Here is a 25,339-nt window from a genome sequence, read left to right on the forward strand (position 1 = left end):
CAAATGGGGTGGGGGAAGCGTGTACGCCTGGGATGGGCAACGTTGGGAGTCATTTTGTGTTGTCTGGCCAGCCAAGTGTTGGCAGCGTCAGATATCAAGGATATGCGTGTCTGGCGTGCACCGGACAATACGCGCCTGGTATTCGATCTGTCAGGGCCGGTCAAAGCCAATGTCTTTACTCTGACGTCGCCCAACCGGATCGTCATTGATGTCAGCGGAGCCAAACTGGCGACCAAGCTCAACGAGGCTCGCCTGAAGGGTACACCGATTACCGGACTGCGCTCGGCCCAACGCTCAGCCGACGAGCTGCGCATGGTGCTCGATGTGTCCCAGCAGGTTACGCCCAAGAGCTTTACGCTTGCGCCTAATCAGCAGTACGGAAATCGTCTGGTAGTCGATCTGTTCGATCAGGGCGCGGACCTGTCATCCGACATTCCCGCGACGCCTACGCCGGGTGAGCCATCTGCGCCGGTAACCCCTGCGCAGCCCAAGGTCACCGTGCCGGCTGGTCCCTCTGGCAAGCGCGACATCATTGTAGTGATCGACCCTGGTCATGGCGGTGAAGACCCTGGTGCAATTGCCAAGGGTGGCGGCCTTTATGAAAAGAACATCACGTTGGCCATCGGGCGAAAACTGCAAGCCCAGATCAACAGCATGAAGGGCTTCAAGGCCGAGCTGACCCGTACGGGTGACTATTACATCCCCTTGCGCAAGCGTACCGAGATAGCGCGTAAGAAAGGGGCTGATCTGTTTGTGTCCATTCATGCCGACGCAGCGCCCAACCGAACCGCCTCGGGTGTATCGGTATTTGCGCTTTCTCAGCGGGGCGCCACGTCTGAAACAGCGCGCTGGCTGGCAGATACTGAAAACAGCTCGGACCTTGTAGGCGGGGTGGGCAGTGCTCTGGACAACAAGGATCAGATGCTTGCCGGTGTTTTGCTGGATCTGTCCATGACCTCTACCATGTCCGCAAGTCTGGATGTCGGGCAGAAGGTTCTGGCCAACATCGGGCAACAGACCAAGCTCCTGCATAATCGCGTGGAGCAGGCTGCCTTCGTGGTGTTGAAATCGCCGGATATTCCTTCGATCCTGGTTGAAACCGGGTTCATCTCCAACCCGACCGAGTCCGTCAAGCTTGCAACGGCCTCACATCAGGAGTTGCTGGCACGGCAGATCCGCAGCGGTATTTCCACGTACTTCCAGAAGAGTCCGCCGCCAGGTACATACCTGGCCTGGCTGCGTGACCAAAAAGCACAGCAAGTGGCAACCGGCTCGCGCTAAAATAGCGAGATGCCTACGCCATAGCGGTTCGAATCGGCCGGCTGCCACTGCCTCGGGCAGCGCGGCCGGTTTCGTTTTGGCACTGCTTTCCATTCGACTCTCAGACCAGCCTGGCTAATTCCATGACTGAACTTCGTCGTATTCAACTGCTCAGCCCACGTCTGGCTAACCAGATTGCCGCCGGCGAGGTGGTTGAGCGCCCGGCCTCGGTAGCCAAGGAACTGTTGGAAAACAGTCTGGATGCCGGGGCACGCCGTATCGACATCGATGTCGAGCAGGGCGGTGTCAAGCTGCTGCGAATCAGGGACGATGGTAGCGGTATTCCCTCTGACGACCTGCCTCTGGCGCTGGAGCGCCATGCGACCAGCAAGATCTATAACCTGGATGAACTTGAGCATGTCATCAGCCTGGGCTTTCGAGGAGAAGCGCTTGCCTCGATCAGCTCGGTCTCGCGCCTGACCCTTACATCACGCCACCAGGATGCCGATCAGGCGTGGCAGGTCGAGACCGAAGGGCGAGAAATGCACTCATCAGTCAAACCGGCCGCGCATCCGCAAGGCACCACGGTCGAAGTGCGCGACCTTTTCTTCAATACACCGGCGCGTCGTAAATTCCTGCGTTCGGAAAAAACTGAATTCGATCATCTGCAGGAAGTTATCAAGCGCCTGGCCCTGGCCCGCTTTGACGTGGGGTTCAATCTTCGCCACAACGGCAAGAGCATTCTAGCCCTGCGTGAGGCTACGGATGACCTTACCCAGGCCCGCCGTGTCGCGGCGGTCTGTGGGCCGAATTTTCTGGAGCAGGCCCTGCCTATTCAGAATGAACGCGGCGAGCTGCGCCTGTGGGGCTGGGTCGGCATGCCGACCTTCTCTCGCAGCCAGGCGGACCTGCAGTACTTCTATGTGAATGGTCGCATGGTGCGCGACAAGCTGGTCGCGCATGCTATCCGGCAGGCCTATCGTGATGTGCTCTATAACGGGCGGCACCCTGCATTCGTGTTGTTTCTCGAACTCGATCCAGGCGTGGTGGATGTGAACGTACATCCCACCAAGCATGAAGTTCGGTTCCGGGATACGCGGATGGTGCATGATTTCCTTTACGGCACCTTGCACCGTGCGCTGGCCGATGTGCGTCCGGACGATCAGGTGACGGCACCGGCATCGGCTGTTACCGTGCCGCCTCGCGCCACAGGCTCCGCTGCAGGGGAATTTGGTCCCCAAGGTGAGATGAGCCTGGCGGCGCATGCACTGGAAAGTAGCCAGCCTGCGCCTGCATCGTATCGCATCGAACCGGCCATGCCGGAAACATCGCCACGGCCAGTTGCTGGCGGTGGTTCTGGTGGAAGCTACGGCGGCTCCGGCAGCTATTCGCCCAAGCCGGCATACCCTACCCAGAGTGTGGCCGAGCTGCAGGGAGCCTACCAGACCTTTTTTGCTCCGTTGCCTTCTACAGTCAGTAGCACAGGAGCTGCGCCAGCTGCCTTGCCGGAAAGCCAGGGTGATATTCCTCCATTGGGCTATGCACTGGCTCAACTCAAGGGCATTTATATCCTGGCGGAAAATGCTCACGGTCTGGTGCTGGTCGACATGCACGCCGCCCATGAGCGTATTACCTATGAGCGTCTAAAGGTTGCCATGGCCAGCGAAGGCCTGCGTGGACAGCCACTTCTGGTGCCTGAGTCATTGGCGGTCAGCGAGCGGGAGGCCGATTGTGCAGAAGAGCATGCCCAATGGTTTTCCAAGCTGGGTTTTGAGCTGCAGCGGCTAGGGCCGGAAACCCTGGCTATCCGACAAATACCTGCGCTGCTGAAACAAGCCGAAGCAGGTGATCTGGTTCGAGATGTTCTAACAGATCTCTTAGAGTACGGCACGAGTGATCGTATCCAGGCGCATATCAACGAACTGCTGGGCACCATGGCCTGTCACGGCTCCGTCAGAGCCAACCGGCGTTTGACAGTGCCTGAAATGAACGCTTTGCTACGGGATATGGAGATCACCGAGCGAAGCGGCCAATGCAATCATGGTCGACCCACATGGGCGCAGATGGGCCTTGATGATCTCGATAAATTATTCCTGCGTGGCAGGTAATCGATGTCGCATGACGCGGCGTCGACTTTCATGAGAGTTTCCATGTCTTTTCCACCTGCCATTTTTCTGATGGGACCTACAGCCTCCGGCAAGACCGATCTAGCCCTTGAGCTTGCCAGGGTTCTGCCGTGCGACTTGATCAGTGTCGACTCGGCGCTGGTGTATCGCGAGATGGATATCGGTACGGCCAAGCCCTCGAAAGCACTTCTGGAGGCTTTTCCCCATCGTCTGATCGACATCCGCGAGCCCAGCGAGACCTATTCGGCAGCTAATTTCTGTGCCGATGCCCGTCAGGCAATGGCAGACATCACGGCGGCAGGGCGTATTCCTCTGCTGGTAGGCGGCACCATGCTGTATTTCAAGGCGCTCCTTGAGGGGTTAGCGGACATGCCCAGCGCCGATCCAACCATTCGTGCCGAAATCGAAGCCGTTGCGGCAGAGCAGGGGTGGGGTGAGGTTCATCGGCAACTGGCAGAGGTCGATCCTGAGTCAGCGGCGCGCATCCATCCCAATGACCCCCAGCGCCTGACCCGTGCACTGGAAGTCCATCGCGTCAGTGGAATGACGATGACCGAGCATCGGGAGCGTCAAAGACAAGGAAATGCAGATTCCGACGCGCCGTTTGTCGCACATTTCCCGTATACTGCCGTTCATCTGGCTATTGCTCCTCAAGAGCGTGCGCTGTTGCATGCGCGAATAGCCCAGCGTTTCCGCCACATGCTGGAACAGGGCTTTGTCGATGAGGTCTCACGTCTACGGGCGCGAGGTGATTTGCAGCCTGAACTACCCTCCATGCGTGCCGTAGGCTACCGTCAAGTATGGGAGTATCTGGACGGCGGAATGAGTTACGACGAAATGACAGAGCGCGGCATTATCGCCACGCGTCAGCTGGCTAAACGGCAGCTTACCTGGCTACGCAGCTGGGGCCAGCTACAGTGGTTGGACAGTATGGCCCGTGACAATGTGTCGCGTGTCTTGAAAAGCCTTAAGGCGGTCTCCATATGCAGTTGAGTCTCAAGAAGAACCACGCCGGTGATGGCGAACCTTCTGACCTTGCAACAAACGAATCTTTTACCTTTGAGGAGAGCGGCACAATGTCAAAAGGGCATTCGCTACAAGACCCTTACCTGAATACTTTGCGTAAGGAACGCGTTCCAGTTTCCATTTACCTGGTCAATGGCATCAAGTTGCAAGGTCAGATCGAGTCCTTTGATCAGTTCGTCATCCTGCTGAAAAACACTGTCAGCCAGATGGTTTACAAGCACGCAATCTCAACGGTAGTTCCTAGTCGTCCTGTTCGTCTGCCTAGCAGTGATCAGCCGGCTGAACCCGGTAACATGTAAATAGGAGTCGCCTTTGTTCTTTGAACGCCCGGGTGGTGGTGAACGGGCCATTCTGGTCCATCTCGAAGGCCAAGATCCTGAATCCCGCGAGGATCCTCAGGAGTTCCAAGAACTTGCGCACTCTGCTGGCGCTGACACGGTGGCGATGGTTACCGTGTCGCGACATCAGCCTTCTGCACGTTTTCTCATCGGTACCGGCAAGGTCGATGAACTCCATGACTTGGTGAAGGCCGATGAAGCCGAACTGGTCATCTTTAACCATACCCTTACGCCCAGTCAGGAGCGCAACCTCGAGCGCGCCCTGGAGTGCCGGGTGCTTGATCGTACTGGGTTGATTCTCGATATCTTTGCCCAGCGTGCTCGAACCCATGAAGGTAAGCTTCAGGTTGAGCTGGCACAGCTTGAGCACATGAGTACTCGTCTGGTGCGTGGCTGGACCCACCTTGAGCGACAAAAAGGTGGTATCGGTCTTCGAGGGCCGGGCGAAACACAGCTCGAGACGGACCGTCGCCTTTTGCGTGTTCGTATCCGCCAGATCAAACAGCGCCTTGAAAAGGTACGCAGTCAACGTGAGCAGGCCCGAAGAGGGCGGCGACGTGCCGAAGTTCCAGCGGTATCGCTTGTTGGCTATACCAACGCTGGCAAGTCTACGCTATTCAACACCCTGACCTCTTCCGAGGTCTATGCAGCGAATCAGTTGTTCGCGACGTTGGATCCTACATTGCGTCGTCTAGAACTGGCTGACCTGGGACCGGTGGTACTGGCTGATACCGTGGGTTTCATCCGACATCTGCCACACAAGCTGGTTGAGGCGTTTCGCGCCACGCTGGAAGAATCAAGCAACGCGGATCTGCTACTGCATGTGATCGACTCTCACGAAGAGGATCGCATGCTGCAAATCGAGCAGGTGAACGTCGTGCTGGAAGAGATCGGTGCTAACGAGATTCCCATGCTGGAGGTCTATAACAAGATCGACCTGCTTGAGAATGTCGAGCCGCACATCCAGCGCGACGAGGAAACTGGTCGTCCGATCAGAGTTTGGGCTTCTGCTCGGGAAAACCGGGGCTTGGAACTGATTCGTCAAGCTGTGGCCGAATTGTTGGGCGACGACCTGTTCGTAGGTAAATTGCGGCTGCCTCAGGCTATGGGACGTCTGCGTGCGCTATTGTTCAGTCAAGGTGCTGTACAGGAAGAATCGCATGACGAAGAAGGGTATACGGTGTTGTCAGTACGTTTACCTCGTGCAGAACTTAATCGTCTCGTCAGTCGTGAAGGTTTCAAGCCGGATGACTTCGTGGCGCAACATACTTTGCAATAAAGCCTTTATCGACGTTTTTGGTCCGGGTGCCCGGCATCCGGTAGCATTGGTCGGCGCGCCAACCGGCGCGTTTTCGCTTTAGTCAGTAGGGAGAGCGCTATGGCTTGGAACGAGCCGGGTGGCAACTCAAATAATCAAGACCCCTGGGGCGATCGCCGTGGCGGTGGTAATGGTAATGGTGGCGGCCGTCAAGGTCCACCGGACTTGGATGAAGCGCTTCGTAAGCTGCAGAACAAGCTGAATCGCTTGTTTGGCGGTAAAAAGCGCCCGGATTCCAGCGGAGGTAACCGTCAGGCGGGCAGCAGTGCGGGTCTGATTTTAATTGGCTTGGCCTTGCTGTTTGGCTTGTGGCTATACAACGCTATTTATGTCGTTGACGAGCAGGAGCAAGCAGTTGTGCTGCGCTTCGGCAAGTATTACGAAACGGTAGGTCCTGGCCTGAATATTTACTTCCCTCCAATGGATCGCAAGTTCCAGGAAAACGTGACGCGTGAGCGTGCGTATAGCAAGCAGGGGCAAATGCTGACTCAGGACGAGAATATCGTCGAGGTACCGCTGACCGTTCAGTACAAGATTACCGATTTGGAGTCTTTTGTATTAAACGTGGATCAGCCGGAACTCAGTCTTCAGCATGCTACTGATAGTGCTCTGCGTCATGTGGCTGGCTCTTCGACCATGGATCAGCTGCTGACATCTGGCCGTGAGCAGGTCGCAGGTGAGGTGCGTGAGCGCTTACAGCGTTTCCTGGATACCTACAAAACAGGTATTACGGTAACTCAGGTAAACATCCAGAGTGCTGCTGCACCTCGCGAGGTGCAGGAAGCATTTGATGATGTTATTCGTGCACGTGAAGACGAGCAGCGTGAGCGTAACCAAGCCGAAGCTTATGCTAACGGCGTGATTCCCGAGGCGCGTGGTCAGGCTCAGCGTTTAATTGAAGATGCCAATGGTTACCGTGAGGAGGTCATTGCACGCGCTCAGGGTGAAGCGGATCGCTTTAATAACTTGGTAGCCGAGTATGAGAAAGCACCTCAGGTAACGCGCGAGCGTCTGTATCTTGAGGCTATGCAAGATATGCTGAGCCAATCGAGCAAGGTTCTGATCACAGCACAGGGCGGTCAGAATAATATGCTCTATCTGCCGCTAGATAAGATGGTGCAAAACCGTCCTGCCGAATCGAGTGATTCATCGACCTCGCCTTCTTCAGGCAATAACAGCTCGAATAATCCTTCGCCATCGGTAAGGGCTTTGCCGCAGCTGCCTGAAGTACGGACAAGGGAGAGCCGCTGATGAGTAACAAGTCTATCGCCGCTCTGGTTGTAGTGGTCATTCTAGGACTATTTGCCTGGAGCAGCCTGTTTATCGTTCAGCAGACCGAACGTGCAGTTATGTTGCAGTTTGGTCGTGTAGTAGATGCTGACCTTAAGCCTGGTTTGCACTTCAAGCTGCCCTTTGTAAATAAGGTGCGTAAGTTCGATGCCCGTCTTATGACGCTAGACTCTCCAACACAGCGGTTTTTGACCTTGGAAAAGAAAGCTGTGATGGTTGATGCCTATGCCAAATGGCGTGTCTTTAATGCTGAGCGTTTCTATACGGCAACCTCAGGTATGAAGCAGATTGCCGATGAGCGTCTGATGCGTCGTTTAGAAGCCGGACTGCGTGATCAGTTTGGTAAGCGTACTTTGCATGAAGTGGTTTCTGGCGAGCGTGATGCCATGGTGGCCGAGTTAACAGGCTCACTTAACAAAATGGCTAATGCAGAGCTGGGCATCGAAGTATTGGATGTCCGAGTCAAGGCTATTGATCTGCCGAAAGAGGTGAGCCGTAGCGTCTATGAGCGTATGGGCACTGAGCGTGAGCGTGAAGCGCGTGAGCACCGTGCCAAGGGGCGTGAGCTGGCTGAAGGTATTCGTGCAGATGCAGATCGTCAGCGTCGCGTTATTCTGGCGGAAGCCTATCGCGAGGCAGAAGAAACACGAGGCGATGGTGATGCTCGTGCTGCTGCGATCTATGCCCAGGCTTATACAAAAAACCCTGAGTTCTACTCTTTTACGCGTAGCTTGCAGGCTTATCGCAACAGTTTCTCTAATAAGAGCGACATCTTAGTGATGGATCCGAAGAACGAGTTCTTCAAATACTTGGGTGATCCAACCCCGTAAAAAGGTTGGCGGGCGCTCGTCGCCCGCCGCTGACCTTTTTGTATTTCGTGGTATCATGAGTCAGCCGGGAACATCCCGGCTTTTTTGCGTCTGCATGAACCATTGCATGGCGGCGAGGTTGTATCACGGGGATGGCTTAGGCGATCTACCGTCGCTGCGCGCTTTGCTCGCTATTGTACCGTGCTCTGTGCGGCAGGTTTTGCCTGCGCGTGCATAAGGTCTTCATGACAGGCTGCTGCTCGCATGATGGAGAAAGGCTAAATGGCAACGGTAGACCGCTGGCTGCTGCCTGACGGAATTGAAGAAATCCTGCCTCCCGAGGCTGCCAGCATCGAGATCGCGCGTCGACGGGTGTTGGAGTTGTTTCAACAGTGGGGATACGAATTTGTCGTAACGCCCCATGTCGAGTTTATGGAGTCGTTGCTGACGGCGGCGGGCCAGGATCTGGAGCTGCGCACCTTCAAGGTAACCGATCCGCTGTCGGGGCGCCTGATGGGATTCCGCGCCGATATCACACCCCAGGTCGCTCGAATGGATGCCCATGCGTTGCATAGGGAAGGCCCGAGTCGCCTGTGCTATGCCGGCAGTGTCCTGCATTCCCGTCCGCGCGCGCTGTCTACGTCGCGCAGTCCGATTCAGATCGGGGCTGAGTTATATGGTGCCAAGGACACGGCCGGTGATCTTGAAATCATCAGCCTGATGCTGGGTGTGCTTGAACTGGCTCAAATCCCGGATGTGCACATGGACCTTGGACATGTCGGAATCTATCGTGGTTTGTGCGAAGCGGCAGGCCTATCCGGCGCAGCAGAAGAGGCGCTTTTTGATGCGCTGCAGCGCAAGGCGGTAGATGAAGTTATTACCCTGACCCAAGAGCTTTCTGCGCCTTATGGCGACATGTTGCGTAGCCTGGTTGAGCTGTGCGGTGGGCGTCAGGCCCTGGAGGCTGCGCGTCAGCGCCTGGCGGAAGCGCCGCCTGCCGTTGTCTCTGCCCTGGAGGCGCTGTGCTCCCTGGCTGATACGTTAGCTCAACGGTTTCCAGATATTCCGCTGTATTTTGATCTGGGCGAGCTACGTGGGTATCACTATCACACCGGCGTTGTTTTCGCGGCGTTTGTCCCAGGTAGCGGTCAGGCTATTGCTCAAGGGGGGCGCTACGACAATATCGGCGCGAATTTTGGCCGGGCACGCCCAGCAACAGGCTTTTCTACCGATCTGAAAACATTGGTTATGCTGGGTCAGGCGGAAATGACCGAGCCGCTAACAGGTATCTGGGCACCTCATGGCGAGGATGCTCAGCTATGGAATGCGATTCGCCAGTTACGTTCAGGCGGTGAGCGCGTGGTGCAGGCGTTGCCTGGCCAGGCGGATTCGGATGCGCGCGAGTCGGGCTGTGACCGACAGCTGACGTGGCAGGATGGAAGTTGGCAGGTGGCGCCCCTGGCGTCGTGAGAGTTCGCCGGGTTAGCCGGCTCCAGAGATTCCTATAGGGGAAAGGTTATGGGTAAGAATGTCGTCGTCCTGGGCACCCAATGGGGTGATGAGGGCAAAGGCAAAATTGTCGATCTGTTGACTGATCAGGCGGCAGCGGTTGTTCGTTACCAAGGTGGCCACAATGCTGGGCATACATTGGTTATCGATGGTGAAAAAACCATTCTGCGATTGATTCCGTCCGGTATTTTGCGTGCCGACACGCAGTGCCTGATCGGTAACGGCGTGGTGCTGGCGCCGGACGCCTTGTTCAAGGAAGTTGCCGAGCTTGAGGCGAGAGGCGTTCCGGTTCGTGAGCGACTGCGTATCAGTTCGGCCTGCCAATTGATTCTGCCTTATCACGTGGCGCTTGATCAGGCGCGCGAAAAGGCCCGAGGTGATGCCAAGATCGGAACGACCGGTCGTGGAATCGGCCCGGCTTATGAAGACAAGATTGCCCGTCGCGGCTTGCGCGTAGGTGATCTGTTCCATCCTGAGCGCTTCGCTCAAAAGCTGCGTGAAGTGCTGGAGTATCATAACTTTGTGCTGCAGAACTTCTTCAACGAGCAGCCTGTTGATTTCCAGAAGACCTATGATGATGCAATGGAGCACGCCAAGGTACTCAAGCCGCTGATGTTGGATGTAGTGTCGCGTTTGCACGAGCTGCGTAGAGCCGGCGAGAACATCATGTTCGAAGGGGCTCAGGGTACGCTGCTGGATATCGATCACGGTACTTATCCATTTGTTACCAGTTCTAACACCACGGCAGGCGGTGTAGCGACGGGTTCTGGCGTAGGGCCTTTGTACCTGGATTACATCCTTGGAATCACCAAGGCCTATACCACGCGTGTAGGTTCCGGTCCGTTCCCAACGGAACTGTTTGACGAGACTGGCGCTTATCTGGCCAAGAAAGGTCATGAGTTTGGTTCGGTAACAGGTCGTCCGCGTCGTTGTGGTTGGTTCGATGCAGTCATCCTGCGTCGCTCTATCGAGGTAAACAGCATTTCTGGTCTATGCCTGACCAAGCTGGACGTTCTCGATGGTCTGGAAACCGTGCGTATCTGTGTAGGTTATCGCAATGCTGAAGGCGAGCTGACCGAAGCGCCGACCGATGCTGACAGCTATATCGGCTTGGAGCCTATCTATGAGGAAATGCCGGGCTGGTCCGAGTCTACCGTAGGTGCTCGCAGCATGGATGAGCTGCCTGCAAATGCGCGCGCTTATATTGCGCGTATTCAAGAGCTGGTTGGTGCGCCTATCGATATTATCTCGACAGGCCCTGACCGCAACGAAACGATTACGCTTCGTCATCCGTTTGCCTGATCTGATCGGGTAGATAGAAGGGAGGGTCGCTTAGGCGGCCCTTTTTTATAGGCGTCAGTAAAAGCAACTGAGAAAGGGGAGGGAATTAAAAAGCATAACCCCAGAAACGACAAAACCGAGCTATTTAGCTCGGTTGTCTGTAAAGTGGTGCCCAGGAGAAGACTCGAACTTCCACGGTGTTGCCACCGCTAGGACCTGAACCTAGTGCGTCTACCAATTCCGCCACCTGGGCACTCTGCGATATGCGATGATCTCATCGTATTTCGCGTTAGCAACGTTGTTGCCGTTGCTGTGGCGCGAACTATACGAGGCTTTTTTAAACCTGTAAACCCTTGAAGTGGAAAATTTTTATTATTTTTCGAAGACTAACCTTTAAGGCATTTTCGAGCTTCAATATATAGAGAGCTCTTAACCAGACAAAAGGTAACTCTAAACTGATGGCCGATTGGCAATCCCTCGATCCCGAGGCCGCTAGAGAAGCGGAAAAATATGAAAACCCTGTTCCAAGTCGCGAGCTTATTCTGGCGCATCTGGCGCAGCGGGGCGGCCCTGCCTCGCGCACGCAGCTGATAGAAGAGTTCGGTTTGACGGAAGAGGATCAGTTTGAAGCATTGCGCCGTCGCCTTCGTGCCATGGAGCGGGATGGGCAGCTTCTTTATACGCGTCGCGGAGCTTACGCCCCCGTTGATAAGCTCGATCTTGTCTGTGGGCGAGTCAGCGGTCACCGTGACGGCTTTGGCTTTCTTATCCCGGACGACGGCAGTGATGACCTTTTCCTGAGCCCTGCGCAAATGCGGCTCGTGTTCGATGGTGACAAGGCGCTGGCGCGTGTGTCCGGTCTGGATCGTCGAGGCCGCCGTGAAGGCGCTCTGGTCGAAGTCGTACACCGTGCCCATGAGAGCGTGGTCGGCCGGTTCTTTGAAGAGAGCGGCATCGCGTATGTAGTGGCGGACAGCCCCAGGATCCAACAGCAGGTGCTGGTCCCCGCTGGCAAGCATGGCGGAGCGCAGCATGGGCAGTTTGTTCAGGTTCATATCACCGACTGGCCTACCACTCATCGCCAGGCTCAGGGCGAGGTGGTTGAGGTGCTGGGTGATTACCTCGCGCCGGGGATGGAAATCGAAGTGGCATTGCGCAGCTACGATATTCCCCATGAGTGGCCGGCCGATGTAGAGAAAGAGGCGGCCAAGCTCAAGCCTGAAGTCTCTGAGAAAGATAAGGAAAAGCGGGTCGATCTGCGCAACGTACCGTTCGTGACAATTGACGGTGAAGATGCGCGTGACTTTGATGACGCGGTCTATGCCGAGAAGAAAAAGTCCGGAGGCTGGCGGCTCTTCGTCGCGATTGCAGACGTGTCTCATTATGTGAAGGTCGGCTCTGCGCTAGACACCGAGGCCGCACGCCGGGGCAACTCGGTATATTTCCCGGGGCGCGTAGTGCCCATGCTGCCTGAGATATTGTCCAATGGGCTGTGCTCCCTGAACCCCTTGGTGGATCGCCTGGCCATGGTATGCGAGATGACCATCTCGGCTACGGGCAAGCTTACGGGCTATCAGTTCTACGAGGCGGTGATCCACTCCCATGCGCGCCTGACCTATACCCGGGTCAGTCAGTTACTGGAAACGCCGGAAAGCACTGAGGCGCAGCAGTTCCGTGAGCAGCTGCCGCAGCTGGTGCCGCATATCCAGGAACTGTATGCCTTATATGAGGTGCTCGTGATTACCCGGCAGGAGCGGGGTGCTATCGATTTCGAGACACAGGAGACGCGAATCGTCTTTGGTGCCGACAAGAAGATTTCGGAAATCCGGCCTACTCAGCGTAACGACGCCCACAAGCTGATCGAAGAATGCATGCTGTGCGCGAACGTAGCGACAGCCAAGTTTCTCGAGAAGCACAGCATTCCAGCCCTGTACCGGGTTCACGATGCGCCGCCGCTTGAGAAACAGACCAAGTTGCGGCAGTTCCTGGGTGAGATCGGCCTGACTTTGACGAAGGGCAAGGCTACACCGACGCCCAAAGACTACCAGGCGCTACTCAAAGCCGTTCATGACCGTCCCGATTACCGTCTGATCCAGACGGTAATGCTGCGCTCACTGAGCCAAGCGGTTTACAGCCCGGACAATGATGGCCATTTTGGTCTCAATTACGAAGCCTATACACACTTCACATCGCCCATTCGGCGTTATCCGGACCTATTGGTTCACCGTGCAATTCGCAGCGTCATTCGTTCCAAGCTTGAAACACGGCATGTGAAGCGTGCCGGCGCCGCTGCCATGCCCAAGTCGCGTATCTATCCGTATGATGAGGCGCAGCTGGATCAGCTGGGTGAGCAGTGCTCCATGACCGAACGCCGTGCCGACGAAGCTACACGAGACGTTGCGAACTGGCTCAAGTGCGAGTACATGCGTGATCGGGTCGGCGAGACGTACCCGGGTGTCATCACCGCTGTGACGGGATTTGGCGTGTTTGTCGAGCTGAGCGATATCTACGTCGAGGGGCTTGTTCACGTCACGGCGCTGCCAAGCGACTATTATCATTTCGATGCCGTACACCATAGGCTTTCAGGTGAGCGTAGCGGGCGCAGTTATCGGCTGGGTGACTTGGTCGAAATCGTGGTGGCGCGTGTGGATCTGGATGAGCGCAAGATCGACTTCGAGCTGTCCGAGACGGCACAATCGGCTCCGGCAGGTCGTCGCCAGCGAGGCGATGCCAAGTCCTCAAGAGATAAGTCTCGAAAGCGCGAGAAAACCCAGGTACCTGCCCAGAATTCAGCAGTAGGGATCGAGGTCTCGCCTGAATTGCTCAAGCAGGCAGAAGTGTTGTTGGGCAATACGGACGTCAAGCGCAGTCGTGCAGTCAAGCGCGCCCTGCTGGATGAGGCCAAGACCGGTGGAGAAAAGCCCGGCAGGGCGCAACCTGCCAGACAGGAGGCCACCCCGGCGCGCACGCCAGCAAAGAAAGGTAAAAAGGCAGACAGCGCTAAACCCGGCAAGCCAGCTAAATCGGCCAAGGCAACGAAGCCGGGCAAACATCGCAAGGGGCCTTCCAAGGCCAAGGCACAGGCGGCTTCTGGTGAAGTCCGTAAACGTAAGGTCAAGTCATGAGTCAGTGGGAAATGGTCTATGGCATCCATGCCGTAGAAGCGTTGTTGCGTCATCATCCAAAGCGGGTGAAGCAACTATGGATAGCCGAAGGTCGTCAGGAACCGCGCATACAGGCAGTGGTCACATTGGCCGATGCTGCACGTGTGCCGGTGCAGACCCATAGCCGTCAATCGCTCGACGAGCAGGTGGACGGTGTGCATCAGGGGATCGTGGCGCATGTAAGTCCGAGCCAGATCTGGGGCGAGGCGATGCTTGAAGAACTTTTGGATAGAGCCGAAGGCCCGCCGCTGCTTCTGATGCTGGATGGGGTGACGGATCCGCATAACCTGGGGGCCTGCCTGCGTACAGCCGACGCGGCAGGTGTTCAGGCGGTCATCATACCCAAGGACAAGTCAGCCAGTCTGAATGCTACGGTTCGTAAGGTAGCGTGTGGTGCCGCTGAGGTTATTCCATTGGTAGCGGTTACCAATCTGGCGCGTACGCTGGAAAAGCTCAAGAAGCGAGGGCTGTGGGTTGTGGGCACGGCAGGAGAAGCTGAACAGGATGTCTATGATGTAGACATGACCGGACCGACCGTTCTCGTCATGGGTGCAGAGGGCAAGGGAATGCGCCGATTGACACGTGAGCTGTGCGATTTTCTGGTGCGTTTGCCTATGTCCGGCAGTGTCAGCAGTTTGAACGTCTCCGTAGCGACAGGGGTTTGCCTGTTCGAAGCCGTTCGTCAACGTCGTTCTCGCTAGAGGGATCGGCTCGCCCGCTGAAAGTAGTTAGGTTACATGCTCGATTTTGAAAGCATTTTCAGGGCTTCGCCGAATTCGTATGTTCTGCTGAACAGCGCTTTGACCGTCGTGGACGCCAACGAGGCGTACCTGAGGGCCGTGGGGCGGCAGCGTCAGGAGTTGCTTGGGGTCCATTTGTTCGAGGCCTTTCCTGTCGATCCGTTGCAGGGCAACGTGCCATCACAGCAGGCCCTGAAAGCCTCCATCGAGCGAGCTGTTACGCTCAGGCAGGAAGATGCCCTCCCTGTCATTCGTTACGCGATACCGCGTAGCAGTGCCAGGGGGGTAATGTTTGAAGACCATGTCTGGAGTGTTACGCATACGCCACTCTTCGATGCTGAAGGTCGATTGCAGCATGTCCTCCAGCACGCTACGGATATCAGTGAACTCCAGGCCATGCGTGCCGATGTAGTTCGTTCTCCCAGCCTGACATCGACGAACATTCAACTGGGGCAGCGCCTGATCAATCGAGCGAAAGCCTTACAGGATGAAGGGGCCCAGCTGAGACGGCTGTTTCAGCAGGCGCCGGGTTTCATCTGTGTCTTGAGCGGGCCTGACCATGTGTTTGAGCTGGCTAACGATGCGTTTCTGCACCTTGTAGCGCGAGGAGACGTTGTCGGTCATCCTCTTCGTACTGTCTTTCCCGAATTGGTAGAGCAAGGTGCTCTCAGGTTATTTGATGAGGCGCTAGTCTCTCTCAAAACGTTTTCCGGACGCGGCGTTCGCCTGGATATTCAACGTACCGCCTTGGGGCCTTCTAACGAAATCTATGTAGACTTCATCCTGCAGCCGATTATTGATAACGGGCAGGTGGCAGGGCTTTTTATCCAGGGTAACGATGTCACCCAGCAGAAGCGGGCGGAAACCGAGCTGGCCAATTACCGGCTGCACCTTGAAGATCTGGTGCAGGAGCGGACGCGCGAGCTCAAACGCAGTGAAGATGAGCGACAGGCCGCTATGGTTCAGGCGCAAAAGCTGGAAGCCGTTGCCAAACTGACGGGGGGCGTTGCCCATGATTTCAATAACGTCCTGCAGATCATCGGAGGCAACCTGCAGTTGCTGAAAACCCGACTGGCAGGCGATGAGGTTGGCCAGCGTCGGCTGCAGGCGGCCAATACAGCCGTAGAGCGGGGTGCAAGCCTTGCTTCTCAGCTCTTGTCCTTTGCGCGGCGGCAGCCCCTGCAGCCAATGTCAGTCGATACGAAGAGTCTCCTGGATGGCATGAGTGATTTGCTGCATCAGGCGTTGGGCGAGTCCATCACGCTGACTGTGCTTGCTGACCCTGATGTCTGGTCGATATTTGTCGATGCAGGTCAGTTGGAAAACGTGCTGGTCAGTCTGTTACTCAATGCCCGCGAAGCAATGGCTAATGAGGGGCATGTCACTGTTGAGCTACATAACGTGTTGCTTTCCCAGGAGCAGTGGCAGACCGCTGACGAGTTGATTCCAGGCGAGTACGTGCAGCTGATCATCACGGATACCGGGCGCGGAATGTCCGAAGAGGTCAAGGCGCAAGCCTTCGAGCCCTTTTTCTCGACCAAGCGTGAAGAGCATGGCACCGGGCTTGGCCTGTCCATGGTCTATGGTTTCGTGAAGCAGAGTGGCGGACATATCTTGATCAACAGTACCTTGGGCAAGGGAACATCGATCACTCTTTATCTGCCACGCTCGCTACCGAATACCGATACAGCCGATAGTTCCATGGCCTTGCCGTCGGTTGAGGAAGGTGGAAGCGAATGTATCCTTGTAGTGGAAGACGACCCTGATGTTCGTCACATCGTGGTGGATATGCTGAGTGAGCTAGGCTATGACGTGCTGGAAGCCGGTGATGGGCAGGCTGCCCTGACGATGCTTGAGCAGGGGGCGCCTGTAGATTTATTGTTTACAGACATTGTGATGCCGGGCCCGGTACGCAGCACCGAGCTGGCACGCAGAGCAGGGGCGCTCAGGCCTTCCTTGAAGGTACTGTTTACCTCGGGCTATACACAGGACGCTGTAATACAGGGCGGACGGCTCGAGGCAGGAGGCAACCTGCTCAGTAAACCCTATCGTCGGGATGAGTTAGCCCAAAAGGTGCGTATGATGCTCGGTATGCACAGACAGCACACCCCTACTACAGCTGTAACAGAAGAGGACATGGCGTTGGAGGAAACCGCAAGTAACAAGGTATTAAATATTCTGCTGGTCGAGGATGACCTGACGCTACGTAGCCTGACTAGCGAGGTGATGGAAGAGCTGGGCTATCAGGTTACGGCCGTGGCTTCTGCCGAAGAGGCACTGGACGTGCTGCAGAGCAGTACCTTTGATGTCCTTTTCACAGATATCGGGCTTGGAGGCATGTCAGGGCTGGACCTGAGCCGTCAGGCGCTCAAGCGTTATCCCGGACTGCATGTCGTAGTGGCTTCCGGTTATGCCTTTGACAAGGACGACGAACTCAAACATGTAAAGGCGCTGCTCAAGCCATACGATCTTTTCAAGATCCGGCAGCTGCTCGATGATCTGTCCGTCAGATAGTTGTACCGGCGAGCCGGTTGGCTCGTGATCTTCCTTGCGCCACCCGGTGCCCTTCTCTAGAATACCGCCCCTTGCCTGTAGCGGGCCTCCGCTTGCAGGCAAGTCAAAACGAAACATTCACTCCTTGTCTGACCGCATCATGTGGCAGGCTATAACCCGTAAGGAGCATTTATGCGTCATTACGAAGTTGTGTTTCTGGTTCATCCTGACCAGAGCGAACAGGTGGGCGGCATGGTTGAGCGCTACACCAAAGCGATTGAAGAAGACGGTGGCAAGGTTCATCGTCTGGAAGACTGGGGCCGTCGTCAGCTGGCTTACGCTATCGACAACGTGCACAAGGCTCACTATGTTCTGATGAACATTGAGTGCAGCGCCAAAGCACTGGCTGAACTGGAAGACAACTTCCGTTACAACGACGCCGTGATCCGTAACATGATCCTCCGTCGCGATGAAGCCGTTACCGGCCAGTCTGAAATGCTCAAGGCCGAAGAGAACCGTAGCGAGCGCCGTGAGCGTCGCGAGCGTCCTGCCGAGTCCGAGTCCGCCGATGGCAGCGACAATGCTGACGTCGATGGCGACGATAGCGCCGAGTAAGCCTGGATTATTGAGGAATCATTGTTATGGCACGTTTCTTCCGTCGTCGTAAATTCTGCCGTTTCACCGCTGAAGGCGTGAAAGAGATCGATTACAAAGATCTGAACACCCTGAAAGCCTACGTCTCCGAAACCGGCAAGATCGTTCCGAGCCGTATCACTGGCACCAAGGCCAAGTACCAGCGTCAGCTGGGTACTGCCATCAAGCGTGCTCGTTATCTGGCCCTGTTGCCCTACACCGACAGCCACGGCCGTTGAGACCGGGCATCGACACGAACTAACGGATAATTCGCATGCGAGCCCTTGCTGATTTCATCATGCGCGGTCGCATGCAAGCCACCCTTACGGTGGTGATTGCAGCGGTTGTGCCATTTCTGTACTGGCTCAGCGCTGCAGCAGGGAGTCTGGTCGTCCTGCGCCGTGGCGCAAGTGACGCTGCAGGTGTAGTGGTCTGGGCATTGCTGCCGGCCGCGTTCTGGTGGTATCTGGGGGATCCGAGCATTGCGCTCGTATTCGTCGGTACCCTGGCGCTGGCGCTGGTTTTACGCAGCAGTGTTTCCTGGCCGCGTGTCCTGCTCGCCAGCATCCTGGTCGGTCTGGCGTTTGCTGTGACCATTGGTCATGTCTACGCAGAGCCCATCAACCTCTTGGCAGAGGAAATTCAAAAGCTTCTGCCTCAGATGGCGGGTCAGTCACCGGATGCTTTGCCGGAAGCCAAGCAGGCCCAGCTGCATGACATGCTGGTGCCTGTATTGACCGGTCTGATGGCGAGTCTTTTCCAGATTGTCTGTCTGCTGTGCCTGATGTTGGGACGTTATTGGCAAGCTGCGCTGTATAACCCAGGCGGTTTCGCGCGTGAGTTTCATGCGCTGAGATTGTCGCCCGCCCTGGCACTGGGAATGCTGTTGGTCATGCTACTGGCACCCAACATCAACCTGGGACTTGGGATGTTGACACCGCTGTGCAGTGTACCCCTGGCGATAGCTGGCGTTGCCCTGCTTCACGGACTGGTAAGACAGAAGCATATGGCCACGTTCTGGCTGGTGGGGTTGTACGTGACACTGCTGATTTTTGGGCAGTTGATCTATCCGTTGTTGGTGATCGTAGCCGTGGTCGACAGTCTGTTTGATTTTCGTGGGCGCCTGGGCAATACGCCCAAGGACTCCACGAACGGTGAAGGTTAAAAGTTAAGAGGTAAGACTCAAATGGAAGTCATCCTGCTGGAAAAGATCGCCAACCTGGGCAACCTGGGCGATAAAGTGAACGTCAAGGGCGGTTACGCTCGTAACTTCCTGCTGCCGCAGGGCAAGGCAACTGCCGCTACTGCTGACAACGTTGCTGCGTTCGAAGCACGTCGTGCAGAGCTCGAGAAGCAGGCTGCCGATAAGAAGGCTTCTGCTGAAGCTCGTGCTGCCAAGCTGAACGAACTGACCGTTACCATCGCTGCCAACTCTGGCGACGAAGGCAAGCTGTTCGGCTCTATCGGTACTCGCGATATCGCCGAAGCTGTTTCTGCTGCTGGCGTTGAGCTGGACAAGAGCGAAGTTCGTCTGCCCAACGGCGCTCTGCGTAACGTTGGCGAGTTCGACGTAGATGTGCAGCTGCACACCGACGTTGAAACTACCGTCAAGGTGGTCGTGGTTGCTGAATAAGCGGTCATGACAACTGACTAGCGGGCTTGCACGAACATGCAAGCCTGCCGACAATCGGGCACGTCATTCTCGTAATGACGTGCCCGTTTTTTTTCAGGCCATGAAGGCCTGTCTTCTCTGATCGAACTTTCGGTGCCAATCGCTACGCCATGAATGAGATCGCCATCGCTGAACAATACGATTTGCAAACTGCCGCGCTGAAGGTGCCACCGCACTCCATCGAGGCCGAGCAGGCCGTGCTGGGTGGCTTGATGCTGGATAACAATGCGTGGGAACGCGTCTCGGACCAGGTATCGGACGGCGACTTCTATCGCCATGACCATCGCCTGATCTTTCGTGCCATTGCTCGTCTGGCTGAAAGCAACCAGCCTTTCGATGTGGTTACGTTATCCGAGCAGCTCGACAAGGAAGGACAACTACCCCAGGTAGGGGGGCTGGCTTATCTGGGTGAGCTGGCAAAAAACACCCCCTCTGTTGCAAACATCAAGGCCTATGGCCAGATCGTGCGCGAGCGCGCCACGCTGCGCCAGCTGATCGGCATCAGCAATGACATTGCCGACAGTGCCTATAACCCTGAAGGTCGGGGCGCCAATGAGCTTCTTGATGAGGCGGAGCGCAAGATTTTCGAAATTGCCGAGGCCCGTCCCAAGACAGGAGGTCCGATTGGCGTTAATGACATCCTGACCAAGGCCATTGATCGAATCGATACCCTGTTCAACTCGGATAATGCCATTACGGGTGTTTCCACAGGATTCGTGGATCTGGATGATAAAACCAGCGGCCTTCAACCGTCGGACCTGGTTATCGTGGCGGGACGTCCCTCGATGGGTAAGACGACCTTTGCCATGAACCTGGTCGAAAATGCGGTACTGCGTACTGACAAGGCCGTGCTTGTATTTTCACTGGAAATGCCAGCTGATTCGATCGTGATGCGTATGTTGTCGTCCCTTGGGCGAATCGATCAGACCAAGGTCCGCTCGGGTAAGCTGGAGGACGATGACTGGCCAAGGCTGACCTCAGCGGTCAACCTCCTGAATGACCGCAAGCTGTTTATCGACGACACGGCAGGTATCAGCCCGTCGGAAATGCGTGCACGTACGCGGCGTTTGGTGCGTGAACACGGTGACTTGGCGCTGATCATGGTCGACTACCTGCAATTGATGCGGATTGGCGGGGCAGCCAGCGAAAACCGGACCAATGAGATTTCCGAAATTTCGCGCTCGCTCAAAGCGCTGGCCAAGGAGTTCAACTGTCCGGTGGTCGCGTTGTCCCAGCTTAACCGCTCGCTGGAACAGCGGCCGAACAAGCGCCCGGTGAACTCCGACTTGCGTGAATCCGGAGCGATCGAGCAGGACGCCGACGTAATCATGTTTGTGTACCGGGATGAGGTGTATCACCCTGAAACCGAGTACAAGGGTGTAGCCGAAATCATTATCGGTAAACAGCGTAACGGTCCTATCGGTACGGTGCGACTCGCCTTTATCGGCAAATACACCCGTTTCGAGAACTTGGCGCCCGGCAGTTATAACTTCGACGACGACTAAGTTGTCGAGAGCGCAAAAAAGCCGCACACCTGTGCGGCTTTTTTATAAGCGCCTTGGCCTTGCATGTGGTAATCCAGGCGTGGATGCGCGCGTTCGGCAAGCTCAGCAGTCCAGTAACCATGCGGCTGTCAGGCGACGGATAGCGGTTCGCCTCTCTTAACTGGCTATTTTTTGTGCTATTCTTGCACCTCCTCCCGCACCACTTTTAATCCCCGGAAGCCTTCATGCTCGCTGCCAAGCCGTTGTTCGACTATCCCAAATATTGGGCTGAGTGTTTTGGACCTGCGCCTTTCCTGCCGATGAGCAGGGAGGAGATGGACCTGCTCGGCTGGGACAGTTGCGACATCATTGTCGTGACAGGCGATGCCTATGTGGATCATCCATCCTTTGGCATGGCTATCATTGGACGTCTTCTGGAAGCGCAAGGCTTTCGGGTAGGGATTATCTCCCAGCCAGACTGGCAGTCCAAAGACGACTTTATGAAGCTTGGCAAGCCGAACCTGTTTTTTGGCGTGGCGGCAGGCAACATGGATTCGATGATCAACCGCTATACAGCCGATCGCAAGATTCGCTCCGATGACGCCTATACACCAGGCGGTTTGGCCGGCAAGCGTCCCGATCGTGCCAGCATGGTCTACAGCCAGCGTTGCCGTGAAGCCTATAAGGGGGTACCGATTGTCCTGGGCGGTATCGAGGCATCACTGCGCCGGATTGCTCACTACGACTACTGGCAGGACAAGGTACGCCATTCCATCCTGATGGATGCAAAGGCGGATATTCTGCTATACGGCAATGCCGAACGTGCAGTCGTGGAGATTGCTCACCGCTTGGCTGCGGGTGAACCCATCCAGGCGATCACCGATATTCGCGGCACTGCGTTTATCCGCAAGGACACGCCGGAAGGTTGGTTCGAGCTGGACTCGACGCGTATTGACCGTCCGGGGAAGGTCGACAAGATCATCAACCCCTACGTCAATACACAGGATTTGCAGGCGTGTGCCATTGAGCAGTCCAAGGGGCCGCAGGAAGATCCTGAGGAAGCGAAGGTTGTTCAGCTGCTGCCCAGCCCGAAGCTTACCCGTGACAAGACGGTCATTCGGCTGCCGTCGTTCGAGAAAGTAAAGGGCGATCCGGTCCTGTATGCCCACGCCAACCGCGTGCTGCACCTGGAGACCAACCCGGGCAATGCCCGCGCGCTGGTTCAGCGTCATGGCGATCAGGACGTATGGCTCAATGCGCCGCCAATTCCGCTGACCACTGAAGAGATGGACTACGTCTTCGGGCTGACCTATGCCCGTGTTCCGCATCCTGCTTATAAAGGCGAGCGGATTCCTGCGTACGAGATGATCCGCTTCTCGGTCAACATCATGCGCGGCTGTTTTGGCGGCTGCACTTTCTGCTCCATTACCGAGCACGAAGGCCGCATTATCCAGAACCGTTCGGAAGAGTCCATTATTCGAGAAATCGAGGAAATTCGCGACAAAGTGCCAGGGTTTACCGGGGTTATTTCCGACTTGGGTGGCCCGACGGCCAACATGTACCGGATTGCGTGCAAGGACCCGGAAATCGAGAAGCATTGCCGCAAGCCGTCCTGCGTGTGGCCGGGTATCTGCGAAAACCTGAACACCGACCACTCGGCGCTGATTCAGTTGTATCGCTCTGCGCGTGCCCTGCCGGGTGTGAAGAAGATCCTGATTGCGTCGGGCTTGCGGTATGACCTGGCGGTAGAGTCGCCAGAGTACGTAAAGGAGCTGGTAACCCATCACGTGGGAGGCTACTTGAAGATTGCACCGGAGCACACCGAGGAAGGTCCGCTTTCCAAGATGATGAAACCGGGCATCGGCAGTTACGATCGCTTCAAGCAGATGTTCGAGAAGTATACGAAGGAAGCCGGTAAGGAACAGTACCTGATTCCTTATTTCATCGCTGCGCATCCGGGTACGACTGACGAAGACATGATGAACCTGGCGCTCTGGCTCAAGCGTAACGGCTTCCGGGCGGATCAGGTACAGGCGTTCTATCCGTCGCCAATGGCAACCGCGACTGCGATGTACCATTCGGGCAAGAATCCGCTGCGCAAGGTAACTTACAAGAGCGATGGCGTACCGATCGTGAAGGGGGAGCGTCAACGCCGCCTGCACAAGGCATTCCTGCGCTATCACGACCCAAACAACTGGCCGATGCTGCGTGAAGCGCTCAAGGATATGGGGCGTGCCGACTTGATCGGTAACGGCAAGCATCACCTGATTCCCACGTTCCAGCCCGCTGTGGATGGTACTTATCAAAGTGCACGTCGTAAGAATTCGACGCCACTGGGTAGCAAAAAAGCAGGCAAGCCGCTGCTGACTCAGCATACCGGCTTACCGCCGCGGGCAGCGGATGGCAGCAAGGGATGGGACAAGAAGCAGGAAGGTCAGGCGGTGGCGTTTGCCAAAGGCAAGAAAAAGCCCCGGCGAGAACCCAATATTCCGCGTTGATGAAACGGCGAGCCTCAGGCTCGCCGTTTTGCTATCAGCGGATCGTCAACGCGCCGGTAAGATCGCCCAAGGGGGCGAGACCGTAGGTGACGCGTGCGATGTCGCGCTCCACCAGACCCTTGAGCGGCGGCAAGCCGTGGAGCCGGGTGATCAGGCGCAGGATTGAGGTGGTGTCGTACAGGTCGTGATCGACATGTCCTTTGCGTGCGAAAGGTGACACGACAAGGGCCGGAATACGTGTGCCTGGACCCCAGCGATCACCCTTGGGCGGTGCTACGTGATCCCACCAGCCGCCGTTCTCATCGAACGTAATGACGACTACGGTGTTTTCCCATTGCGGGCCTTTCTGCAGATGTTCGATAACCTTGGCAATGTGCTGATCGCCTGAAGCGACATCGGCATAACCGGCATGCAGGTTGAGGCTGCCCTGGGGCTTGTAGAAGGTTACAGGCGGCAGGCGACCGGCATCGATGTCTGCCAGGAAGCGGTTGGTACTCGGATCATCGCCAATTCCGCCGTCGCGGATGTGCTGCTCGCGTGCTGCCGTGCCCGGGGCGAAGCGCTTGAAGTAGTTGAATGGCTGGTGGTGCGCCTGAAACCGGGTATCGGCGCCATTGCCCTCCAACGCTGCCTGCCAGCCTCCCGAGTACCAAGCCCAGTCCACACCCTTGGCTGACAGCAGGTCGCCAATGGTGGCATGGGTCTGTGGTGGCAGTACGCTCGGGTTGGTCGGGTCGGACAGGGCTGGGTCGCCTCCTGCCGGCGGCGGAATCTGGCTGGGCTGATAGGGCGGCAACATGGTATTGATGGCATAGCCGTCAGGGCTAAGCGCGCCCGGATTGACGAATACCGGGCGTCCGTCCAGGGCCGAGGCAGGAGAGTTGTCCGCCAGAGCCAACTCATAGTCCAGCGGATTCTTCCCTTTAAGCACCGCCACCTTGTCCTTTGCCGGGCTGGTGGTGTGGTTGGGGTAGAACGGCGCGCGACCCGAGATCAGGAACTGATGGTTCAGGAAAGAGCCACCAAAAGCAGCCATGAAGAAGTTATCGCAGAGGGTGAATTCCTGGGCCAGTTTCCACAAGCGCAATTTCTCGGGCTGGCTGTAGTAACCCATGACCAGTGCACCCGAGTCACCCCAGGCGACAAAGCCGTCATTGCGCCCGCCGTTGATCTGCATCTGGTTCTGGTAGAACGCATGTACGAGATCACGAGTGATCAAGCCCGGGTTAAGCGGCTTGCCTTGAGCATCCTTCAGAGGAAAGGGTGCATTGGAAAGCCCACTGATCTGATCTTCAGTAATCAGGTATTGCTGACCGTCAATGGTCTGAGCCATAGGCACCAGGCCACCCCAGATCTTGGGTAAGTGCGGTAGCGGCTGTCCGTTACGGTCCTTCTGCTGGAAATGCTTGGCGTTGACCGCAGACAGTGGCTTCGAGACGCCAGGAAAATTGCCAAACAGGTTATTGAAGCTGCGGTTTTCCGCGTAGATAACAACGACATTTTTGATTTGCCGTTTCAGTGAATGGTCGAATGCCTTGCGCTCGGCAGCTTCAGCCATTCCCATGCGGTCAAGACCGGGCAAACCTAGCCCTAACCCGACGACACCTGCTCCGATCAGGAAGCGGCGTCTTGATTTCTCGAGGGTGGAATCGGGCTTATTACGGTCGTCATCTTTCATCGGAGGAAACCTCAGTAACG

At 56.4% G+C, this 25,339-nt stretch carries 19 protein-coding genes and 1 tRNA gene; 18 read left to right on the forward strand and 2 right to left on the reverse strand.

Translation table 11 applies throughout. From position 1 onward, the window contains the following. The first annotated feature begins 3 nt into the window (after nucleotides 1–3). The 9 genes from HMPREF1487_RS12010 to HMPREF1487_RS12050 all read left to right on the forward strand — a co-directional run bounded on the left by HMPREF1487_RS12010 (nucleotide 4) and on the right by HMPREF1487_RS12050 (nucleotide 10,978). On the forward strand, nucleotides 4–1,281 hold the full coding sequence (locus HMPREF1487_RS12010) for an N-acetylmuramoyl-L-alanine amidase (RefSeq protein ID WP_010796918.1): 1,278 nt from the start codon (nucleotides 4–6) through the stop codon (nucleotides 1,279–1,281). Nucleotides 1,282–1,403: 122 nt separating this feature from the next. Further along, the gene (gene mutL, locus HMPREF1487_RS12015; RefSeq protein ID WP_010796919.1) at nucleotides 1,404–3,368 is read left to right on the forward strand and encodes a DNA mismatch repair endonuclease MutL; all 1,965 of its coding nucleotides are present in this window, start codon (nucleotides 1,404–1,406) and stop codon (nucleotides 3,366–3,368) included. A 42-nt stretch (nucleotides 3,369–3,410) separates the two neighbouring features. Next, nucleotides 3,411–4,379 carry a tRNA (adenosine(37)-N6)-dimethylallyltransferase MiaA gene (gene miaA / locus HMPREF1487_RS12020; protein ID WP_037029960.1) on the forward strand — a complete coding sequence of 323 codons (969 nt, stop codon included), beginning with the start codon at nucleotides 3,411–3,413 and terminating at the stop codon, nucleotides 4,377–4,379. An 83-nt stretch (nucleotides 4,380–4,462) separates the two neighbouring features. Then, nucleotides 4,463–4,711, forward strand: a complete 249-nt coding sequence (gene hfq, locus HMPREF1487_RS12025; RefSeq protein ID WP_026003896.1) for an RNA chaperone Hfq — start codon at nucleotides 4,463–4,465, stop codon at nucleotides 4,709–4,711. A gap of 13 nt (nucleotides 4,712–4,724) precedes the next feature. After that, nucleotides 4,725–6,029, forward strand: coding sequence for a ribosome rescue GTPase HflX (hflX, locus tag HMPREF1487_RS12030; protein WP_010796922.1), 1,305 nt, complete (start codon nucleotides 4,725–4,727; stop codon nucleotides 6,027–6,029). Between the two features lie 99 nt (nucleotides 6,030–6,128). Further along, complete coding sequence (gene hflK, locus HMPREF1487_RS12035; protein ID WP_010796923.1) at nucleotides 6,129–7,319, forward strand: FtsH protease activity modulator HflK; 1,191 nt, start codon at nucleotides 6,129–6,131, stop codon at nucleotides 7,317–7,319. Then, entirely contained in the window at nucleotides 7,319–8,188 is an 870-nt protein-coding gene (gene hflC / locus HMPREF1487_RS12040) for a protease modulator HflC (protein WP_010796924.1), read from the forward strand. Before hflK ends, hflC begins: the two co-directional genes overlap by 1 nt. Before the next feature lie 261 nt (nucleotides 8,189–8,449). Next, the gene (locus HMPREF1487_RS12045) at nucleotides 8,450–9,637 is read left to right on the forward strand and encodes an ATP phosphoribosyltransferase regulatory subunit (RefSeq protein WP_010796925.1); all 1,188 of its coding nucleotides are present in this window, start codon (nucleotides 8,450–8,452) and stop codon (nucleotides 9,635–9,637) included. Between the two features lie 48 nt (nucleotides 9,638–9,685). Then, on the forward strand, nucleotides 9,686–10,978 hold the full coding sequence (locus tag HMPREF1487_RS12050) for an adenylosuccinate synthase (RefSeq protein ID WP_010796926.1): 1,293 nt from the start codon (nucleotides 9,686–9,688) through the stop codon (nucleotides 10,976–10,978). Nucleotides 10,979–11,123: 145 nt separating this feature from the next. Here HMPREF1487_RS12050 and HMPREF1487_RS12055 read toward each other — a convergent pair. Beyond that, nucleotides 11,124–11,210: transfer RNA gene (locus HMPREF1487_RS12055), tRNA-Leu, on the reverse strand. A 205-nt stretch (nucleotides 11,211–11,415) separates the two neighbouring features. Here HMPREF1487_RS12055 and rnr point away from each other — a divergent pair. The 9 genes from rnr to HMPREF1487_RS12100 all read left to right on the forward strand — a co-directional run bounded on the left by rnr (nucleotide 11,416) and on the right by HMPREF1487_RS12100 (nucleotide 23,641). Beyond that, entirely contained in the window at nucleotides 11,416–14,082 is a 2,667-nt protein-coding gene (gene rnr, locus HMPREF1487_RS12060) for a ribonuclease R (RefSeq protein WP_010796927.1), read from the forward strand. Further along, nucleotides 14,079–14,822 (forward strand): 23S rRNA (guanosine(2251)-2'-O)-methyltransferase RlmB, encoded by a 744-nt coding sequence (gene rlmB / locus HMPREF1487_RS12065; RefSeq protein ID WP_010796928.1) that lies wholly within the window; start codon nucleotides 14,079–14,081, stop codon nucleotides 14,820–14,822. The genes rnr and rlmB overlap by 4 nt, the downstream gene beginning before the upstream one ends. A gap of 36 nt (nucleotides 14,823–14,858) precedes the next feature. Next, entirely contained in the window at nucleotides 14,859–17,375 is a 2,517-nt protein-coding gene (locus HMPREF1487_RS12070; RefSeq protein WP_010796929.1) for a response regulator, read from the forward strand. Between the two features lie 171 nt (nucleotides 17,376–17,546). Next, nucleotides 17,547–17,969, forward strand: coding sequence for a 30S ribosomal protein S6 (rpsF, locus tag HMPREF1487_RS12075; RefSeq protein WP_010796930.1), 423 nt, complete (start codon nucleotides 17,547–17,549; stop codon nucleotides 17,967–17,969). Between the two features lie 26 nt (nucleotides 17,970–17,995). Next, on the forward strand, nucleotides 17,996–18,226 hold the full coding sequence (rpsR, locus tag HMPREF1487_RS12080; RefSeq protein ID WP_007161145.1) for a 30S ribosomal protein S18: 231 nt from the start codon (nucleotides 17,996–17,998) through the stop codon (nucleotides 18,224–18,226). A 35-nt stretch (nucleotides 18,227–18,261) separates the two neighbouring features. Further along, complete coding sequence (locus HMPREF1487_RS12085) at nucleotides 18,262–19,152, forward strand: YybS family protein (RefSeq protein ID WP_010796931.1); 891 nt, start codon at nucleotides 18,262–18,264, stop codon at nucleotides 19,150–19,152. 21 nt (nucleotides 19,153–19,173) lie between these two features. Further along, nucleotides 19,174–19,620: a 50S ribosomal protein L9 gene (gene rplI, locus HMPREF1487_RS12090; protein ID WP_010796932.1), complete on the forward strand. Its 447-nt coding sequence runs from the start codon at nucleotides 19,174–19,176 to the stop codon at nucleotides 19,618–19,620. A 149-nt stretch (nucleotides 19,621–19,769) separates the two neighbouring features. Beyond that, nucleotides 19,770–21,164 (forward strand): replicative DNA helicase, encoded by a 1,395-nt coding sequence (gene dnaB / locus HMPREF1487_RS12095; RefSeq protein WP_010796933.1) that lies wholly within the window; start codon nucleotides 19,770–19,772, stop codon nucleotides 21,162–21,164. A 224-nt stretch (nucleotides 21,165–21,388) separates the two neighbouring features. Beyond that, on the forward strand, nucleotides 21,389–23,641 hold the full coding sequence (locus HMPREF1487_RS12100; protein WP_010796934.1) for a YgiQ family radical SAM protein: 2,253 nt from the start codon (nucleotides 21,389–21,391) through the stop codon (nucleotides 23,639–23,641). A 34-nt stretch (nucleotides 23,642–23,675) separates the two neighbouring features. On the opposite strand, the gene HMPREF1487_RS12105 is transcribed toward HMPREF1487_RS12100, so the two are convergent. Beyond that, on the reverse strand, nucleotides 23,676–25,319 hold the full coding sequence (locus HMPREF1487_RS12105) for an acid phosphatase (protein ID WP_010796935.1): 1,644 nt from the start codon (nucleotides 25,317–25,319) through the stop codon (nucleotides 23,676–23,678). Between the last annotated feature and the right edge of the window lie 20 nt (nucleotides 25,320–25,339).

The organism is Pseudomonas sp. HPB0071 (assembly GCF_000478505.2).
In the GTDB taxonomy this organism is placed as follows: Bacteria; Pseudomonadota; Gammaproteobacteria; order Pseudomonadales; family Pseudomonadaceae; genus Chryseomonas; species Chryseomonas luteola.

Bases quoted from the DNA above. Each gene is read 5' to 3' on its own strand.
- dnaB (WP_010796933.1), top strand. From the start codon at position 19,770: ATGAATGAGATCGCCATCGCTGAACAATACGATTTGCAAACTGCCGCG.
- rpsR (WP_007161145.1), top strand. From the start codon at position 17,996: ATGGCACGTTTCTTCCGTCGTCGTAAATTCTGCCGTTTCACCGCTGAA.
- miaA (WP_037029960.1), top strand. From the start codon at position 3,411: ATGTCTTTTCCACCTGCCATTTTTCTGATGGGACCTACAGCCTCCGGC.
- rnr (WP_010796927.1), top strand. From the start codon at position 11,416: ATGGCCGATTGGCAATCCCTCGATCCCGAGGCCGCTAGAGAAGCGGAA.
- HMPREF1487_RS12105 (WP_010796935.1), bottom strand. From the start codon at position 25,319: ATGAAAGATGACGACCGTAATAAGCCCGATTCCACCCTCGAGAAATCA.
- HMPREF1487_RS12070 (WP_010796929.1), top strand. From the start codon at position 14,859: ATGCTCGATTTTGAAAGCATTTTCAGGGCTTCGCCGAATTCGTATGTT.
- rplI (WP_010796932.1), top strand. From the start codon at position 19,174: ATGGAAGTCATCCTGCTGGAAAAGATCGCCAACCTGGGCAACCTGGGC.
- HMPREF1487_RS12100 (WP_010796934.1), top strand. From the start codon at position 21,389: ATGCTCGCTGCCAAGCCGTTGTTCGACTATCCCAAATATTGGGCTGAG.
- hflK (WP_010796923.1), top strand. From the start codon at position 6,129: ATGGCTTGGAACGAGCCGGGTGGCAACTCAAATAATCAAGACCCCTGG.
- hfq (WP_026003896.1), top strand. From the start codon at position 4,463: ATGTCAAAAGGGCATTCGCTACAAGACCCTTACCTGAATACTTTGCGT.
- HMPREF1487_RS12050 (WP_010796926.1), top strand. From the start codon at position 9,686: ATGGGTAAGAATGTCGTCGTCCTGGGCACCCAATGGGGTGATGAGGGC.
- rlmB (WP_010796928.1), top strand. From the start codon at position 14,079: ATGAGTCAGTGGGAAATGGTCTATGGCATCCATGCCGTAGAAGCGTTG.
- hflC (WP_010796924.1), top strand. From the start codon at position 7,319: ATGAGTAACAAGTCTATCGCCGCTCTGGTTGTAGTGGTCATTCTAGGA.
- rpsF (WP_010796930.1), top strand. From the start codon at position 17,547: ATGCGTCATTACGAAGTTGTGTTTCTGGTTCATCCTGACCAGAGCGAA.
- HMPREF1487_RS12010 (WP_010796918.1), top strand. From the start codon at position 4: ATGGGGTGGGGGAAGCGTGTACGCCTGGGATGGGCAACGTTGGGAGTC.
- HMPREF1487_RS12085 (WP_010796931.1), top strand. From the start codon at position 18,262: ATGCGAGCCCTTGCTGATTTCATCATGCGCGGTCGCATGCAAGCCACC.
- HMPREF1487_RS12045 (WP_010796925.1), top strand. From the start codon at position 8,450: ATGGCAACGGTAGACCGCTGGCTGCTGCCTGACGGAATTGAAGAAATC.
- mutL (WP_010796919.1), top strand. From the start codon at position 1,404: ATGACTGAACTTCGTCGTATTCAACTGCTCAGCCCACGTCTGGCTAAC.